This window comes from Agrobacterium sp. RC10-4-1, from assembly GCF_014138475.1.
GTDB lineage: Bacteria > Pseudomonadota > Alphaproteobacteria > Rhizobiales > Rhizobiaceae > Agrobacterium > Agrobacterium pusense.
The window spans coordinates 360,124-376,499 of the sequence record NZ_JACJIT010000007.1 but is presented as its reverse complement, the minus strand read 5'-3'; the positions used below and the strand labels follow the sequence as shown (position 1 = coordinate 376,499).

General features: G+C 59.1%; 16 protein-coding genes. 11 read left to right on the top strand and 5 right to left on the bottom strand.

All coding sequences use genetic code 11. The annotated features are described in order from the left end of the window. Nucleotides 1-239: 239 nt before the first annotated feature. The 3 genes from hrpB (at nt 240) to FHW77_RS20460 (ending at nt 4,717) form a co-directional block, all read left to right on the top strand. The gene (gene hrpB, locus FHW77_RS20470) at nt 240-2,726 is read left to right on the top strand and encodes an ATP-dependent helicase HrpB (protein WP_004444355.1); all 2,487 of its coding nucleotides are present in this window, start codon (nt 240-242) and stop codon (nt 2,724-2,726) included. A gap of 26 nt (nt 2,727-2,752) precedes the next feature. Further along, nucleotides 2,753-4,060: a two-component system sensor histidine kinase ActS gene (gene actS / locus FHW77_RS20465; RefSeq protein WP_081859604.1), complete on the top strand. Its 1,308-nt coding sequence runs from the start codon at nt 2,753-2,755 to the stop codon at nt 4,058-4,060. 69 nt (nt 4,061-4,129) lie between these two features. Next, nucleotides 4,130-4,717 carry an ActR/PrrA/RegA family redox response regulator transcription factor gene (locus tag FHW77_RS20460; RefSeq protein WP_004444351.1) on the top strand — a complete coding sequence of 196 codons (588 nt, stop codon included), beginning with the start codon at nt 4,130-4,132 and terminating at the stop codon, nt 4,715-4,717. A 4-nt stretch (nt 4,718-4,721) separates the two neighbouring features. Here the strand turns inward: FHW77_RS20460 and FHW77_RS20455 are convergent, their stop codons facing one another. Next, a complete protein-coding gene (locus tag FHW77_RS20455) occupies nt 4,722-5,207 on the bottom strand; it encodes an MmcB family DNA repair protein (protein ID WP_004444350.1) in 486 nt (161 codons plus the stop codon). A 184-nt stretch (nt 5,208-5,391) separates the two neighbouring features. Between FHW77_RS20455 and FHW77_RS20450 the strand changes: the two genes are divergently transcribed. Beyond that, on the top strand, nt 5,392-6,105 hold the full coding sequence (locus tag FHW77_RS20450; protein WP_044459676.1) for a L,D-transpeptidase: 714 nt from the start codon (nt 5,392-5,394) through the stop codon (nt 6,103-6,105). Between the two features lie 76 nt (nt 6,106-6,181). Here FHW77_RS20450 and FHW77_RS20445 read toward each other — a convergent pair whose 3' ends face one another. The 4 genes from FHW77_RS20445 to hslV form a co-directional block, all read right to left on the bottom strand. Continuing rightward, nucleotides 6,182-8,350 (bottom strand): malate synthase G, encoded by a 2,169-nt coding sequence (locus tag FHW77_RS20445; RefSeq protein WP_004444346.1) that lies wholly within the window; start codon nt 8,348-8,350, stop codon nt 6,182-6,184. Nucleotides 8,351-8,469: 119 nt separating this feature from the next. Then, the gene (locus tag FHW77_RS20440; protein ID WP_004444344.1) at nt 8,470-9,435 is read right to left on the bottom strand and encodes a DUF1402 family protein; all 966 of its coding nucleotides are present in this window, start codon (nt 9,433-9,435) and stop codon (nt 8,470-8,472) included. 198 nt (nt 9,436-9,633) lie between these two features. Further along, the gene (gene hslU / locus FHW77_RS20435) at nt 9,634-10,941 is read right to left on the bottom strand and encodes an ATP-dependent protease ATPase subunit HslU (protein ID WP_004444342.1); all 1,308 of its coding nucleotides are present in this window, start codon (nt 10,939-10,941) and stop codon (nt 9,634-9,636) included. Between the two features lie 73 nt (nt 10,942-11,014). Continuing rightward, nucleotides 11,015-11,539 carry an ATP-dependent protease subunit HslV gene (gene hslV, locus FHW77_RS20430; RefSeq protein ID WP_004444336.1) on the bottom strand — a complete coding sequence of 175 codons (525 nt, stop codon included), beginning with the start codon at nt 11,537-11,539 and terminating at the stop codon, nt 11,015-11,017. Between the two features lie 201 nt (nt 11,540-11,740). On the opposite strand from hslV, the gene hisB reads away from it, so the two are divergent. Genes hisB through coaA form a run of 7 tightly spaced genes read left to right on the top strand, consistent with a single transcriptional unit; the run spans nt 11,741 to nt 16,361 of the window. Continuing rightward, nucleotides 11,741-12,337, top strand: a complete 597-nt coding sequence (gene hisB, locus FHW77_RS20425; protein ID WP_004444335.1) for an imidazoleglycerol-phosphate dehydratase HisB — start codon at nt 11,741-11,743, stop codon at nt 12,335-12,337. A gap of 22 nt (nt 12,338-12,359) precedes the next feature. Next, a complete protein-coding gene (locus tag FHW77_RS20420) occupies nt 12,360-12,854 on the top strand; it encodes a DUF2628 domain-containing protein (RefSeq protein ID WP_004444333.1) in 495 nt (164 codons plus the stop codon). 1 nt (nt 12,855) lies between these two features. Continuing rightward, nucleotides 12,856-13,506 (top strand): imidazole glycerol phosphate synthase subunit HisH, encoded by a 651-nt coding sequence (hisH, locus tag FHW77_RS20415; RefSeq protein WP_004444331.1) that lies wholly within the window; start codon nt 12,856-12,858, stop codon nt 13,504-13,506. 1 nt (nt 13,507) lies between these two features. Next, the gene (hisA, locus tag FHW77_RS20410) at nt 13,508-14,251 is read left to right on the top strand and encodes a 1-(5-phosphoribosyl)-5-[(5-phosphoribosylamino)methylideneamino]imidazole-4-carboxamide isomerase (protein WP_004444329.1); all 744 of its coding nucleotides are present in this window, start codon (nt 13,508-13,510) and stop codon (nt 14,249-14,251) included. Then, entirely contained in the window at nt 14,248-15,024 is a 777-nt protein-coding gene (gene hisF / locus FHW77_RS20405) for an imidazole glycerol phosphate synthase subunit HisF (RefSeq protein WP_004444327.1), read from the top strand. The genes hisA and hisF overlap by 4 nt, the downstream gene beginning before the upstream one ends. 15 nt (nt 15,025-15,039) lie before the next feature. Further along, nucleotides 15,040-15,363, top strand: a complete 324-nt coding sequence (locus FHW77_RS20400) for a phosphoribosyl-ATP diphosphatase (RefSeq protein ID WP_004444325.1) — start codon at nt 15,040-15,042, stop codon at nt 15,361-15,363. Further along, on the top strand, nt 15,360-16,361 hold the full coding sequence (gene coaA, locus FHW77_RS20395) for a type I pantothenate kinase (protein ID WP_004444323.1): 1,002 nt from the start codon (nt 15,360-15,362) through the stop codon (nt 16,359-16,361). Before FHW77_RS20400 ends, coaA begins: the two co-directional genes overlap by 4 nt. The last annotated feature ends 15 nt before the right edge of the window (nt 16,362-16,376 follow it).

Genomic DNA, 16,376 nt, shown 5'->3' with positions numbered 1-16,376 from the left:
AAATATATGAGGATAATTAGCCATTTATGCGAAAACCACAGAATGCGCCAAATCCCGCGAGCGTTTTGCTGCGCACCGGCCATCTGCGCCTTTTAAAACGTCCGAGCCTTCCCGCGGCGACCGCCATTTTGCCGGTGGCATATCTTCGAAAGCGGCGTGGCCGGCTGTCAAACCGTCGTGTCGTGCATTAAAACAACAAGAAGACGCTCATATGCTACCCTAATACCAGGCTCCTTTGCATGACCAGAACACCAGCGCCAATAAAGACCGACTTACCTGAACTTCCCGTCAGCGCTGTTCTCGCGGAAATCGCAGGTGCCCTGTCGGGGGCGAGACGTGCGGTTCTCTCGGCCCCTCCCGGGGCGGGCAAAACGACGCTGGTGCCGCTTTATCTCCTACAGCAGAGGTGGCGGGGCGACGGAAAGATCATTCTTCTCGAGCCACGCCGGCTTGCGGCCCGCGCAGCGGCGGGACGCATGGCCGATCTCATGCATGAAGATGTCGGTGACACCGTCGGATACCGCATGCGGCTCGACAATCGTATTTCATCAAAAACCCGGATCGAGGTGGTAACGGAAGGCGTATTTGCGCGGATGGTTCTGGATGATCCCGAGCTTTCCGATGTCTCGACGGTGATATTCGACGAATTTCATGAGCGCTCGCTTGACGGTGATTTCGGGCTGGCGCTGGCCCTCGATGTCCAGACCGGTTTGCGTGAGGACCTGCGGATCCTCGTCATGTCCGCAACTCTCGACGTTGAACGCATCAGCGCGCTTATGGGTGGCGCTCCGGTCATTCAAAGTCTTGGAAGGACCTTTCCGATCGACATTCGTTACGAGGAACGCTGGCAGGGCATGCCGGTCGATGAAAAGGTGGCAAGGGCGATTAGGGAAGCCCATGCATCGGAAACAGGGTCCATTCTGGCCTTCCTGCCCGGACAGTCGGAAATTACCCGGACGGCTGCAAGGCTGGAAGGACATTTCCCCGACGATACGGATATCATCCCGCTTTACGGCAATCTTTCTCAGAGGGAGCAGGACGCCGCGATCAAGCCGGCAGCCTCCGGGCGACGGAAGATTGTCCTTGCAACATCGATAGCGGAGACCTCGATAACCATCGATGGTGTGAGGGTCGTGGTCGACAGCGGTCTGCAGCGGTTGCCGGTTTTCGAACCGGCGACCTGCATCACCAGGCTTGAGACCGTGCGGGCATCACGCGCCTCGGCCGATCAGCGCGCCGGTCGCGCCGGCCGAACCGAGCCCGGCGTTGCCATTCGCCTCTGGCATCAGGGGCAGACGGCAGCACTCAGTGCATTTACGCCGCCGCAAATTTTGGCGAGCGATCTTGCCGGCCTTGCGCTCGATCTTGCCCATTGGGGTGTTCATGACCCCTCGTCTCTCGCCTTTCTGGACGCGCCACCTGAGGCTGCCCTCAAAGAATCGGTCGCACTCCTGAAAAATCTTGGCGCCCTTGATGAAAGCGGCGCACTGACGCCGCAGGGCCGCCTGATGCGAGGCCTCTCCCTGCCGCCGAGGCTCGCAGCGATGGTAATTGCAGCCGCAGGCGAAGGTTCGGGAAAAAAGGCGGCGATGCTTGCGGTCATGCTGACGGAACAGGGCCTGGGCGGAAACGATATCGATCTCGATGACAGACTGCGGCGCTTTCTTGCCGATAGAGGTGAAAGGGCGCAGGCGGCGCGCAAGCTGGCTTTCCGCCTTCTCGACACAGTCGGTGATATGCCGGCGGCAAACGACCTGCCGAGCGAGGCAGGACCGCTTCTGCTGCACGCATATCCGGACAGGATCGCGCTTCAGCGCGGCGCGCGCGGCCGGTATGTCATGGCGAATGGCCGCGGGGCTGAACTGGCTGAAACGGAGCGGCTGGCGGCGAGCCGAATGCTTGTTGTCGCTGACATTACGGGACGGGCCGCGCAGCCGCGCATCCTTGCGGCGGCCGGCATCGACAGGGCTGATATAGAAGAGCGTATGCCACATCTTATCGTTCAGCAGGATCAGCTGCTGTTCGACAGGGCGAGCGGACAGGCGCGGGCGCGCCGGGTAGTGCGTCTGGGCGCCATCATTCTGGACGAAACGCCCCTGCCCCGTCCCGACGGTGAGCAGGCAGCGCAAGCGCTCGCCAACGGCGTTCGGGATTTCGGCACCGGCATACTTCCTTTTTCGAAAGAGACCGCGCAATTGCGCGATCGGATCGGATTTCTGAATGCCAGCATCGGAGAGCCCTGGCCGGATGTCAGCGACGAGGCGTTGCTTTCGCGGCTGGACGAATGGTTCATCCCTTTTCAGCATGGCGTCCGGAGCCTTCAGGACATCCGGCCCGGCAGTCTTTCCGAAGGGATTCTGTCCCTGGTGCCACATGAGGTCGCCCGAGATCTCGGCAGGCTGGCGCCGACCCATTTCGAAGCGCCGACGGGCCAGCGGCATCCCATCCGCTATGACGCCAGCGAGCCGACGCTTTCCATTCGCGTGCAGGAGCTTTTCGGGCTGAAGGCGCACCCGGCCATTGCGCAGGGGCGGTTGCCGCTGCTCCTGGAATTGACGTCGCCGGCGCACAGGCCGATACAGACGACGCGTGATCTTCCCGGCTTCTGGGCGGGATCGTGGAAGGACGTGCGGGCAGATATGCGTGGTCGCTATCCGCGTCATCCGTGGCCGGAGGATCCCGCCGATGCCCTGCCGACCAGCCGTGCGAAACCGCGCGGAACGTGATGATGACAAGGGTAAAGGAGACGAAGGTGGCTGGCCATCCGATCGAAACCACCAGGCTTGGCCGCGCCAGCCGCAGGATAAGGTTGCAGACCATTGTGTGGCTTCGCTGGCTGGCGGTTGCGGGACAGACGGCGACGATCCTGCTTGTCGCCTTCGGGCTGAATTTTCCGCTGCCACTTTTGGCCTGCGGCCTTTTGATCGCGGCGCTGGCGCTCGCCAACCTTTTTCTCACGGCCCGTTTTCCCTCCACCTACCGGCTGGAGCCGTGGGAAGCGACATTGCTGCTGGCCTTTGACCTTTTGCAATTGACGGCGCTGATCTATATCACGGGCGGACTTTCCAATCCTTTCGCGCCGCTGATCTGCGTGCAGGTCATCATTGCCTTTGCCTCCCAACCGTTGCGGCATTCCCTCATTCTCCTCGGCTTTGCCGTCATCTGCTCGACGGCGATCGCCTTTTCGCCCTTTCCGGTTCCCTGGTATCCCGGTGAGGTCTTGCCGATCCAGCTTCTGCTGCATGTCGGCACCTGGGTGGCGATCATTGCCACCACGTCTTTCGCAGCTTTTTATGCCTATCGCGTTTCCCACGAAGCCAATCAGCTCGCGGATGCGCTGGCTGCGACCGAACTGGTGCTGGAACGGGAAAAACATCTTTCACAGCTCGACGGCCTGGCGGCCGCCGCAGCGCACGAGCTGGGTACGCCCCTTGCGACGATCAGCGTCGTCGCCAAGGAGATGGAGCGGGAACTTGGGGATGATGAGAAATATGGCGAGGACATAGCGCTGCTGCGCAGCCAGAGCGAAAGATGCCGCGACATTCTGCGTCGTCTCACCTCCCTGTCCGCCGACAATGAGGAGCACATGCGCCGCCTGCCGCTTTCATCGCTGATCGAGGAGGTAATGGCGCCGCATCGCGAATTCGGCATTTGTCTGGAACTGGTTGAAAAGAACAATCGCGCCGACGAGCCGGTCGGAATCCGCAATGCCGGCATCATCTACGGCCTTGGCAACCTCATTGAAAATGGCGTGGATTATGCGCGCGAAAAAGTCACCGTAACGGTGGATTACGATCATCAGAACGTCGCAGTCATCATTGAAGACGATGGGCCAGGTTATGCCCATGACGTGCTTGCCCGTATCGGCGAGCCCTATGTGACCGAACGTCACAATGACACACGTGCAGGTGGGCTCGGGCTCGGGCTCTTTATCGCCAAGACCTTGCTGGAGCGCTCCGGCGCCACCGTCGCGTTCGAAAATCGCGGCACAACCGGAACCGGCGCGCGGGTCACAATCGTCTGGCCTCGGGCGCTCATGGAGGATAAAAGAAGCCGTTGACTTTACCATTCACGCTGAAGCGGCAATAAGAACAAGAAAAGCCGATGACGTTGCCGGAAGGCCGGAGACATGAAGACAGAAGACCAGACCTCATCCACAAGCGCGCCGGCGGACGATATCGATCCTATCGGACCTGACAAATCTCTGCTGATCGTTGATGACGATGGCCCTTTCCTGCGGCGGCTTGCCCGGGCCATGGAGACACGTGGCTTTATTGTCGACACTGCCGAGACCGTGAGCGAAGGCATCGCGCGTTCCAAGGCTGCGCCGCCGAAATATGCGGTTGTCGATCTGCGGCTTGCGGATGGCAACGGGCTGGAGGTGATCGAAGCCATCAGGCAGAACCGCGACGACACGCAGATCGTCGTTCTGACCGGCTACGGCAATATCGCCACCGCTGTTACCGCCGTAAAGCTGGGGGCGCTGGACTATCTGGCCAAGCCTGCCGATGCCGACGACGTGTTCAACGCCCTGACGCAGCGCAAGGGTGAAAAGACGGAAGTGCCCGAAAACCCGATGTCAGCCGACCGGGTTCGGTGGGAGCACATTCAGCGCGTTTATGAGATGTGCGAGCGCAACGTCTCGGAAACGGCGCGGCGACTGAACATGCACCGAAGGACGCTGCAGCGTATTCTCGCGAAGCGCGCGCCCAAATAAGCGCCTATTCGCCAAAGCTGCGCCCGGTGGTCCATTCCGCCAGCATAAGCCGGGTCGCAGCGGTTCTGGAAAAATCCAGCATGACAGATTTGCGGGTCGCCGGCGGCAATTTATGTTCCGGCGCGTCGCGAAGCATGTGAGCGCCATACCCATCCGACAGTATCAACCCGCATTCCTCCGGGAATATATCGGTTGGAACTTCCGGATGGGTGGCAAAAAACAATCGATCGCAATGCAGGCGGTATTCCGGCCATTTGCGATCGACGCGGAAATCCTCGATCGAGGATTTGATCTCGATGATCCAGATTTCACCCTTGACCGACAGGCTGATCAGATCTGCCCGTCGCCCGCTTGCAAGCGGCAGTTCCGGCAAGACCGAGTGGCGCATTTCGTGCAACAGCACCTGCACGCCGCGGCGCACCAGCATCGCCTTGTCCGACTGGCGGCCGTCGATTAACGGATTATTGTTGGTAACGGAAAGAATAGTCATGGATAAAGGCTGCTGAAGCGTTTGGCCTATTGTTGCAAAAAAGGCAATCAACCGGCAATTTTAAATGCGGTGCCGTTTCGCGGCTGCACAACGGCTTGCCAAGAGCGGCTGAATGGAAAATAACCGATTTATCCTATTAAGCCTACTCCTTCGCACAATTTGGCGAATTTTCCGCGAGAACGACATGCGCATCCGTACCCCATTGACCATACTCGGTCTGACGGCAGCACTGGCACTGGCCGGCTGCGCCGAAACTACCTCCCAATCCGCCACTCCAACATCAGCCAAGATCGCAGCCTCCGTACCGGTTGCCGATCCCGTTCCGGCGAAGGTCGAAACGGTTCAGATCTTCAACGATGTCTACGGTCCGGTGACCGATGCGGGCTATGCGCTGCCGGCCATCCCGATCAACCGCGTGAATGAAAAATACCGCCGCCAAATCGTCGAATTCCAGACGAACGAGCGTCCCGGCACGATCATCGTCAATACGCGCGATCGTTTCCTTTATTATATCCTCTCCGGCAACCGCGCCGTCCGTTACGGCATTGGCGTCGGCAAGGCTGGTTTCGCCTGGGCCGGTGAAGCCTATGTGGCCTGGAAGCAGGAATGGCCGATGTGGCATCCGCCAAAGGAAATGGCAAACCGCAAGCCGGAAGTGGCGAAATATGTCGAGGCCGGCATGGGCCCGGGCCTTTCCAACCCGCTCGGCGCGCGCGCCATGTATCTCTTTAACGAAAAGGGACAGGATACGCTGTTCCGTATCCACGGTTCGCCCGAATGGGCCTCGATCGGCACCGCCGCTTCTTCCGGCTGCATCCGCATGATCAACCAGGATGTGATCGACCTTTACAGCCGCGTCCGCCCTGGCCGCAGCACCAAGGTTGTCGTGATCCAGTAAGGGCCGCAACAGCAGATCAAGAAAAAGCCGCCGGGAAACGTCCCGGCGGCTTTTTTATTGGTGAAAAGGGCGGAGATTACGCCGCCTGCTTTGCCTTCAGCTCGAGGCGGCGGCGGTGCAGGACCGGTTCAGTGTAGCCGTTCGGTTGCTCCCGGCCCTTCAACACCAGTTCGACAGCAGCCTGAAAGGCTACCGATCCTTCGAAGTCGGACGCCATCGGCAGATAGGCTTGATCGCCTGCATTCTGCGCGTCGACCACAGCCGCCATGCGCTTCATGGTCTCGACGATCTGCGCCTCTGTCACGACGCCATGGCGCAGCCAGTTCGCCATGTGCTGCGCTGAAATGCGAAGCGTCGCGCGATCCTCCATCAGACCGACATTGTTGATGTCTGGTACCTTGGAGCAGCCGACACCCTGATCGACCCAGCGCACGACATAGCCTAGAATACCCTGCGCATTGTTGTCGAGTTCACGCTGGATTTCTTCCGGCGTCCAGTTGGGACGCGGCGCAACCGGCACTGACAGAATGTCGGAAAGCTTCGCACGGCCGCGGCTTTTCAGCTCTTGCTGAACAGCGGCGACATCGACCTTGTGATAATGCGTGGCATGCAGCGTCGCAGCGGTCGGCGACGGCACCCATGCGGTGTTGGCGCCGGCCTTCGGATGCGCAATCTTCTGCTCCAGCATCGCCGCCATCAGGTCGGGCATGGCCCACATGCCTTTGCCGATCTGCGCATGGCCGGAAAGACCGCATTCTAGCCCGATATCGACGTTCCAGTTTTCATAAGCGGCGATCCAGGCGGCCTGCTTCATGTCGCCCTTGCGGATCATCGGACCCGCTTCCATGGAGGTATGGATTTCGTCGCCGGTACGGTCGAGGAAGCCTGTATTGATGAAGACCACACGATCCTTCGCTGCGCGAATGCTTTCCTTGAGGTTAACAGTGGTGCGGCGCTCCTCATCCATGATGCCCATCTTCATGGTGTTTGGCTGCATGCCGACAAGCTCTTCGACCCGCGTGAAAATCTCGTTGGCGAAGGCCACTTCTTCCGGCCCATGCATCTTCGGCTTCACCACATACATAGAGCCGGCCCGAGAGTTCTGGCGTCGCCCGGAAGGGCCGACGTCATAGAGTGCAATGAGCGCCGTGACGACGGCATCCATGATGCCCTCGGGTACTTCATGCCCATCCCAATCAAGGATTGCCGGATTGGTCATGAGATGACCGACATTGCGCACCAGCATCAGCGACCGGCCCGGCAGCGTCAGCGCGGAGCCATTGGGCGCTGTATAATAGCGATCCGGGTTGAGGCGGCGTGTGAAAGTGTGGCCGCCCTTCGAGACCTCTTCCGTCAGGTCTCCACGCATCAGGCCGAGCCAGTTACCGTAAACCAGAACCTTGTCCTCGGCATCGACGGCGGCAACCGAATCTTCGCAATCCATGATGGTCGTCAGGGCGGATTCAAGAATGACATCAGAGATGCCCGCCCTGTCGCCCTTGCCGATTTCGGTCGAGGGATCGATCACGATTTCGGTATGCAGACCGTTCTTGCCGAGCAGGATCGTCGCGGGCTTTGCCGCTTCCCCGGTGAAACCCTTGAATTGCGTTTCGTCCTTGAGACCGGTCCCACCATTGCTGGCAACAAGCTGCAGCAGCCCATCGACGATCTCGAAACCGGTGACATCAGACCAGCTACCGCTCAAAAGCGGAGCGGTTTCATCGAGGAAGTTGCGCGCCCAGGCGATGACCTTTTCACCGCGCTTCGGGTTATAGGCCCTGCCCTTTTCGGCACCATCGGCATCAGAAATGGCATCCGTGCCATAGAGTGCATCGTAAAGCGAACCCCAACGGGCATTGGCGGCGTTCAGCGCATAACGGGCATTCATGACGGGAACAACGAGCTGCGGACCGGCGACGGCAGCAATTTCCGGATCGACGTTGCTGGTTTCCACCTTGAAATCAGGACCTTCCGGCAAAAGGTATCCGATTTCCCTCAGGAATGCCTCGTATACATCGAAATCCGAGGGGGCACCGCTCTCTCGGTACCAGCCGTCGATTTTTTCCTGCAGCGCATCGCGCTTGGCGAGCAGTTCACGGTTCTTCGGAGAAAGCTCGTGAACAATGGTCGAAAAGCCTTCGAAGAACGCCTCGCTGTTTAGACCCGTGCCCGGCAGGACATCTTCAGTCAAAAAGGCATAAAGCCTGTCATCGATGGAAAGGCCGAATTTATTCGTGCGGCTCACATGCGCCTCCTCTATTCTGGAAACACAGATTGGACGCGGAGGCGGGCGCTCGTCAATTGCGGCAGCCAGCCAAATATTATTTCCTTTTTGGAAACAATGCAGCCGATAGTCGCCGTTTTCTACAAAAGCGCCTGGAGATCCTTGATGCGGTCATTCACCAGCCAGCCGTAATAATTTTCCTCCGGCAACAGTGGCTGTTCCCCGCCTGCGGCGCGCTGGCGGTTCTTTTGGGCCAGAATGGCAGCGCGCTGTTGCGACCCACCGACATTATAAAGCGTAGAGGTCACGCCCGGATTCTTCGAAATGTCCATATCGGCAATCGACCGGTAATCATCGATCGATTTGCGGATAGAGGCCGCCATGAAAGCCAGCGAGCGGTCGGGGTCCATGATGGCGGTGTAGACCGCGGTGGCGTCGTTCTCATCCAACTTCTCATAACCCGACGTTCTCGCCACCATGTCGGACAGCATCAGCGCCGTCAGCGGATTTATCTGGCCGAGGCCGAAGGTCTGGCCGGCATAAAAGGGCTGGAAGAACACAGCACTGAAACGGTTGTTCGGATAGGTCACGCCATCGACGGTCTTGCCGCGGAAACTGTCATCCCATACATCTTCCCGGCAGTTCCAGAGACTGTAAGAATCCTTCTTCGACTGGCATTTGGAAAATTGCGAATGCGTCAGAAACTGCGCAATCGTTTCATCCTTATAGCCGAAACGGAAGCTGCTACCCGCGTAAGAAGCTGCCTTGACGTAATAAGATTGCAGCCGGTCATAGGCATCGACATTATAAGTGTGTTCGCCAACGATCGCGCCGATCATATGGATCGGATCAATCCCGTAACGCCCGGCCGTCGACTTGATCTTGGCGATCAGCGCCTTGTCGGAAGACAAAAGATCGATGACCTTCTGGTATTTGCGCTCAAAAGACGTGTTGGACGCCTTGGTTCTTTTTGCGGAAGCACCGGGAACGCCCGGTTGCTCGGCATTGCGATTGCCCGGCGGCACGACCGTTGCAGCCTGCACATAAGAAGACGCGGTGACGGTAAACGTCAAAGCAGCGGCAAATGCCAGAAGAGTTTTGCGCACGAGCGAATGCCTTTTCTCAAGCCTGCGGCTTCTGCCAGCGAAAGGTGCTGGAAAACCTGATCATTCCACTAAAACGGTTCCAACCGGAATGCAGCCCTTCCCATAAACAAAATGCGGGCTGAATGCGAGATGAGGCAGATAAAATAAAAGAGTGCGGCAAATATGGCCGCACTCTTCTTTCCTCGATCCCTGAAGTCTTCAGAGAATATAGCGCGAGAGGTCCGTATCGGCGGCGAGGTCGCCGACGTGTTTACGGACATATTCCTGGTCAATCTTGACGGCGGAACCGCCACGATCCGGCGCGTTGAAGGAAATTTCGTCCAAAACACGCTCCATTACCGTCTGCAGACGGCGGGCACCGATATTTTCGACCGACGAGTTGAGATGAACGGCCACATCAGCCAGAGCATCGATGGCGTCGTCGGTGAAGTCGAGATCCAGTTCTTCCGTCGCCATCAGCGCCTTGTACTGGCGGATGAGGCTTGCTTCCGTCTCCGTCAGGATACGGCGGAAATCTTCCCTGGTCAGTGGCTTCAGCTCAACGCGGATCGGCAGGCGGCCCTGAAGCTCAGGCAGGAGATCCGACGGCTTCGCCACATGGAAGGCGCCCGATGCGATGAACAGGATATGGTCGGTCTTGACCGGCCCATATTTGGTCGAAACCGTCGTGCCTTCGACGAGCGGCAGCAGGTCGCGCTGCACGCCTTCGCGCGAGACGCCGGCGCCCATGCCGCCATCGCGGGCGGCAATCTTGTCGATCTCGTCAAGGAAGACGATGCCGTCATTTTCCACCGACTTGACCGCTTCGCGCTGGATCATCTCATTGTCCAGCAGCTTGTCGGATTCGTCACGGATAAGGTCGGCATAGGATTTCGACACCGTCGTGCGCACCTTCTTGGTGCGTCCGCCCATGGCTTTGCCGAACATTTCCGACAAGTTGAGCACGCCAATATTGGCGCCCGGCATGCCCGGGATTTCGAAACCGGGCATGCCCGATCCGCTATCGGCCACCTCGATGTCAATTTCCTTGTCGTCCAATTCACCATCGCGCAGCTTCTTGCGGAAGCTCTCGCGCGTGCCCGGTGACGCGGTTGAGCCGACCAACGCGTCGAGCACGCGCTCTTCGGCGCTCTGATGCGCCTTGGCCTGCACTTCGGCGCGCTTCTTTTCGCGCACGAGGCCGATACCAATCTCGACAAGGTCACGAATGATCTGCTCGACATCGCGGCCGACATAACCGACTTCGGTGAACTTGGTGGCTTCAACCTTGATGAAAGGCGCGCCGGCCAACTTGGCGAGGCGGCGCGAGATTTCCGTCTTGCCGACACCGGTCGGCCCGATCATGAGAATATTTTTTGGCATGACTTCGTCGCGCAGGCTCTCATCGAGCTGCTGGCGACGCCAGCGATTGCGCAGCGCAATCGCGACCGCCCGTTTTGCATCGTGCTGACCGATGATGTGGCGGTCCAGTTCCGAGACGATTTCCCGGGGAGAAAAAGTGGTCATTCTGTCCTCTCGGCTTTCCTGCTCCGGCCGGCCATTCGGCCCGGCCCACAGGACCCATTGGTGAGAAATACGCTTACTCGGCGTCGAGCGTTTCCACGACGAGATTGTGATTGGTATAAACGCAGATATCGGCGGCGATATCGAGCGCCTGCCGGGCCACGTCTTCGGCCGACTTGTCGGTATCCATCATGGCGCGGGCGGCGGCGAAAGCATAATTGCCGCCGGAACCGATGGCGATTGCGCCGTGCTCGGGCTCCAGCACATCGCCATTGCCGGTAATGGCAAGCGTGGTGGATTTATCGGCGACCAGCATCATCGCTTCGAGATTGCGCAGATATTTATCCGTGCGCCAGTCTTTTGCGAGTTCCACGGCGGCGCGCATGAGCTGGCCGGGATATTGCTCGAGTTTCTTCTCGAGGCGGTCAAGCAAAGTAAAAGCATCGGCCGTCGCGCCTGCGAAACCGGCAATCACTTCACCCTTGCCGATGCGGCGAACCTTGCGGGCGTTGCCCTTCATGACGGTCTGGCCGAGGCTCACCTGCCCGTCGCCAGCCATGACGACCTTGCCGCCCTTTCTGACTGTAATGATTGTTGTCATCAAACACCTGTCTGCCCTGCCGGGCCTGGAGTTAACGGGCCGGGTTGCGGCCCTTTTCGGGTTCTATGTAAGTCTGGTTTTTGCGATTGCAATCATCGGGATCACACCGGGTTTTCCGCAGGTCAGCCAAGACGATGGAACAACTGGATATTTGTGTCCCGTGCTGATAAGGAACGGCGACATTTTCACGGAGCGGCCAAAATGGCAGAACGTAAAGGCGAGATTATCCGCAAGACCAACGAAACCTCGGTTTCGGTGCGTGTGGATATCGACGGCACCGGCAAATCGAAAATTTCCACCGGCGTGGGATTTTTCGACCATATGCTGGACCAGCTGAGCCGCCATTCGCTGATCGACATGGAGATCGAGGTTCAGGGCGACCTTCACATCGATGATCATCACACCGTGGAAGATACTGGCATCGCCATTGGCCAGGCGATCGCGAAGGCGCTGGGCGACCGGCGCGGTATTACCCGCTACGCCTCGCTCGACCTTGCCATGGACGAGACGATGACCAAGGCCGCCGTCGATATTTCCGGCCGGCCGTTCCTCGTCTGGAACGTCAATTTTTCCGCGCCAAAGATCGGCACCTTCGACACGGAACTGGTGCGCGAATTCTTTCAGGCGCTCGCCCAGAATGCCGGCATCACGCTGCATATCCTGAACCATTACGGCGCCAACAACCATCATATCGCCGAAACATGCTTCAAGGCCGTTGCCCGCGTTCTTCGCACGGCAACCGAGATCGACCCCCGGCAGGCAGGCCGCGTTCCCTCAACAAAGGGCATGCTGGCCTGACGCCAAAGCTGTCAGGAAGCCCATGACAAGCTATCTCGTTCTGGAAGCCCCCAACGGGCCGGACAGGGACCACAAGACGACCCGATTCATTGCCGATCGTTTCGTCTGGCTGGCTCTCTTTGCGCCATGGTTATGGCTTGCGATCAACCGGCTGTGGCTGGGGACGGCTATCGTTGTCATCGCACTCGTTGCGGCCGGACAAGTCTCGATGTTAGCCGGATTCGAACCTGCCGGAATTCTTGTTGGTTTCACGATTGGGCTCATAACAGCGCTGGAGGGACGCAATTTTCTCGTCCGGCACCTGATCCGCAAAGGTTGGACGCTGAAGTCAGTCGTTTCCGCCCCTGATCTTTCGAGCGCCGAAGACATATATTTCTCCGGTCTCTCCGAAAACGCTGACGCGGAAGAACAGCTGTCGCACCCGGTCTGGACCCCTTCGCCGCAAAAGAGCGGCGGCAAAAACTTCGTCAACGATCCCGCCGGATCGTTTCTTTTCGACTTGAATGGAAGGCGCTGACATGCGTGTCGCGATCATCGACTACGGCTCGGGCAACCTGCGTTCGGCCACCAAAGCTTTCGAGCGTGCCGCGCGTGAAGCCGGCATCAACGCAACCATCGATTTGACCGACAAGCCGGATCACGTCGCCTCGGCGGACCGCATCGTGCTGCCTGGTGTCGGTGCTTATGCCGACTGCCGCGCCGGTCTGGATGCCGTTCCCGGAATGCATGAGGCGCTCCTTGAAGCCGTCGAGAAAAAGGCGCATCCCTTCCTCGGCATCTGCGTCGGAATGCAGCTCATGTCATCCCGCGGGCTGGAAAAGACTGTTAGCACCGGGCTCGGCTGGATCGAGGGTGACGTCGTGGAAATGACGCCTGCCGATAAGAACCTGAAGATTCCGCAGATCGGCTGGAACACGCTGGAAATCCGCCACGCCCACCCCCTGTTCGACGGCATCAAGACCGGCGCGGATGGCTTGCACGCCTATTTCGTGCATTCCTATCATCTGGCGGCCAAGCACTCGACGGATGTCATCGCCACCACAAATTACGGTGGCGCGATGACGGCTTTCGTCGGTCGCGACAATATGGCCGGCGCGCAGTTCCACCCGGAAAAAAGCCAGACGCTCGGCCTTGCCCTGATTTCCAATTTCCTGCGCTGGAAGCCCTGACATGATTCTTTTTCCCGCAATCGACCTTAAAGACGGCCAGTGCGTTCGCCTGAAACTCGGCGATATGGACCAGGCCACCGTCTATAATACCGACCCCGGCGCACAGGCGAAAGCTTTCGAGGATCAAGGCTTTGAATGGCTGCATGTCGTTGATCTCAACGGTGCGTTCGCCGGCCAGACGGTCAATGGCGCGGCGGTTGATGCCATTCTGAAGGCGACGAAAAACCCGGTGCAGCTGGGCGGCGGCATCCGCACGCTCGATCATATCGAGGCCTGGCTGAGCCGTGGGCTTGCTCGCGTCATTCTCGGCACCGTGGCGGTGCGCGATCCGGTTCTGGTCATTGAAGCCTGCAAGCGTTTTCCCGGCCAGGTCGCCGTCGGTATCGATGCCAAGGGCGGCAAGGTTGCGGTGGAAGGCTGGGCGGAAGCCTCCGAACTCGGCGTGATCGAGCTTGCCAAACGTTTCGAAGGTGCCGGCGTCGCGGCCATCATCTACACCGATATCGATCGTGACGGCATTCTGGCCGGTATAAATTGGGCCTCGACGCTGGAACTGGCCGACGCCGTCTCCATCCCGGTCATCGCGTCCGGTGGTCTTGCCTCCATCGACGACATCAAGCGCATGTTGCAGCCGGATGCGGCAAAGCTCGAAGGCGCGATTTCCGGCCGCGCGCTTTATGACGGCCGTATCGATCCGGCGGAGGCGCTCGCCCTCATCAAGGCCGCAAGGGAGGTACGCGTATGACCCTAAAAGCCCGCGTTATTCCCTGCCTGGATGTGAAAGACGGCCGTGTCGTCAAGGGCGTGAACTTCGTCGATCTGATCGACGCCGGCGACCCGGTCGAGGCGGCGAAAGCCTATGATGCGGCAGGCGCGGACGAACTCTGCTTCCTGGACATTACCGCCTCTTCGGATAATCGCGACACGATATTCGATGTGGTTTCGCGCACGGCCGATCATTGCTTCATGCCACTGACCGTCGGTGGCGGCGTTCGCGCCGTCGCCGACATCCGCAAGCTGCTTCTGTGCGGGGCCGACAAGGTCTCGATCAATTCCGCAGCGGTCAAGGATCCCGACTTCGTGGCGCAGGCGGCCGACAAGTTCGGCAACCAGTGCATCGTCGTTTCCATCGACGCCAAGCGGGTTTCAAAGGATGGGGAAGAAGGCCGCTGGGAAATATTCACCCATGGCGGACGCCAGCCGACCGGGATTGACGCCGTGGAATTCGCCATCAAGATGGTCGAACGCGGCGCCGGCGAATTGCTTGTCACCTCGATGGACCGCGACGGCACAAAGAGCGGTTACGATATCGGCCTGACGCGCAGCATTGCCGATCAGGTTCGAGTCCCCGTCATCGCTTCGGGGGGCGTCGGCACGCTGGATGATCTGGTGGCAGGGGTTCGGGATGGCCATGCGACTGCGGTGCTTGCCGCTTCGATCTTCCACTTCGGCACTTATTCGATCGGTGAAGCCAAGAACTACATGGCCGAGCATGGCATCGCCATGCGTCTCGATTGATTGCAGGATTCCCCCATGAGCGCATTTTCCCTTTCCGATCTGGAGCGCATCGTCGCAACCCGCGCCGCTGCGTCTCCTGACGAATCCTGGACGGCCAAGCTGGTTGCGGCCGGCCAGGAGCGTGCGGCAAAGAAACTCGGCGAAGAAGCCGTGGAAGCCGTCATTGCGGCCATCGCAAAAGACCGCGACGGGCTGAAGAACGAAGCGGCGGACCTGCTTTACCATCTGCTGGTGGTTTTGAAGATCGCCGACATCCCGCTGAATGAGGTTTTCGCCGAGCTGGAGCGCAGGACCGGGCAAACCGGTCTTGCGGAAAAGGCAGCGAGGCCGACATCATGAAGATCGAGGCAGGCAGCGGGGAGAGAGGCATGCCGAGCACACTCGATCATTTCCGACCGGATGAATATTCGCCCTACCACTTCTTCAGTTCGGAAGAATGGTCGAAGTTTCGTGCCGACACGCCATTGACGCTTTCTGCCGACGAGGTCAAACGGCTGCGTTCGCTGGATGATCCGATCGATCTGGATGAGGTGCGGCGCATCTACCTGTCTCTGTCGCGCCTGCTGTCTTCCCATGTGGAAGCATCGCAGCTGTTGTTCGAGCAACGCAACCGCTTCCTCAACATGGCTGACGTCAACAAGACGCCCTTCGTCATCGGCATCGCCGGCTCCGTTGCCGTTGGCAAATCCACGACGGCACGTATTCTGAAAGAGCTTCTGGCGCGCTGGCCTTCCAGTCCCAAGGTCGACCTCATCACCACTGACGGATTTCTCTATCCGAACGAGGTATTGCGGCGCGAGAATCTGATGGAGCGCAAAGGCTTCCCGGAGAGCTACGATATCGGCGCGCTCCTGCGTTTCCTGTCGGCCATCAAGGCGGGCCAGCCCAATGTCAAGGCGCCGCGTTATTCGCACCTGACCTATGACGTGCTGCCGAACGAGTTCACTGTCATCGACCAGCCGGATATTCTCATCTTCGAAGGCATCAACGTGCTGCAATCGCGCGACCTGCCGGCAGGCGGGAGGATCGTGCCGATCGTTTCCGACTTCTTCGATTTCTCGATCTATATCGACGCTGATGAAGGCCTTATTCACAACTGGTATGTGAACCGGTTCATGAATCTGAGAAAAACCGCCTTCCGCGATCCCAATTCATTCTTCAACCGTTATGCCTCGATCAGCGAAGAAGCGGCGCTCAGCATTGCTGAAGGCCTCTGGCAGAACATCAACTTGAAGAACCTGCGGCAGAACATCGTGCCGACCCGCCCGCGCGCCGACCTTATTTTGCGCAAGGGCAAAAACCACCTGATCGACACGGTCGCGCTTCGCAAATTGTGAAAGATGCCGCGAAGG

Bases quoted from the DNA above. Each gene is read 5' to 3' on its own strand.
- hslU (WP_004444342.1), bottom strand. From the start codon at position 10,941: ATGACCACTTTTTCTCCCCGGGAAATCGTCTCGGAACTGGACCGCCAC.
- FHW77_RS20450 (WP_044459676.1), top strand. From the start codon at position 5,392: ATGCGCATCCGTACCCCATTGACCATACTCGGTCTGACGGCAGCACTG.
- coaA (WP_004444323.1), top strand. From the start codon at position 15,360: ATGAAGATCGAGGCAGGCAGCGGGGAGAGAGGCATGCCGAGCACACTC.
- FHW77_RS20420 (WP_004444333.1), top strand. From the start codon at position 12,360: ATGACAAGCTATCTCGTTCTGGAAGCCCCCAACGGGCCGGACAGGGAC.
- FHW77_RS20400 (WP_004444325.1), top strand. From the start codon at position 15,040: ATGAGCGCATTTTCCCTTTCCGATCTGGAGCGCATCGTCGCAACCCGC.
- FHW77_RS20460 (WP_004444351.1), top strand. From the start codon at position 4,130: ATGAAGACAGAAGACCAGACCTCATCCACAAGCGCGCCGGCGGACGAT.
- hisA (WP_004444329.1), top strand. From the start codon at position 13,508: ATGATTCTTTTTCCCGCAATCGACCTTAAAGACGGCCAGTGCGTTCGC.
- FHW77_RS20455 (WP_004444350.1), bottom strand. From the start codon at position 5,207: ATGACTATTCTTTCCGTTACCAACAATAATCCGTTAATCGACGGCCGC.
- hisH (WP_004444331.1), top strand. From the start codon at position 12,856: ATGCGTGTCGCGATCATCGACTACGGCTCGGGCAACCTGCGTTCGGCC.
- hisF (WP_004444327.1), top strand. From the start codon at position 14,248: ATGACCCTAAAAGCCCGCGTTATTCCCTGCCTGGATGTGAAAGACGGC.
- hrpB (WP_004444355.1), top strand. From the start codon at position 240: ATGACCAGAACACCAGCGCCAATAAAGACCGACTTACCTGAACTTCCC.
- hisB (WP_004444335.1), top strand. From the start codon at position 11,741: ATGGCAGAACGTAAAGGCGAGATTATCCGCAAGACCAACGAAACCTCG.
- hslV (WP_004444336.1), bottom strand. From the start codon at position 11,539: ATGACAACAATCATTACAGTCAGAAAGGGCGGCAAGGTCGTCATGGCT.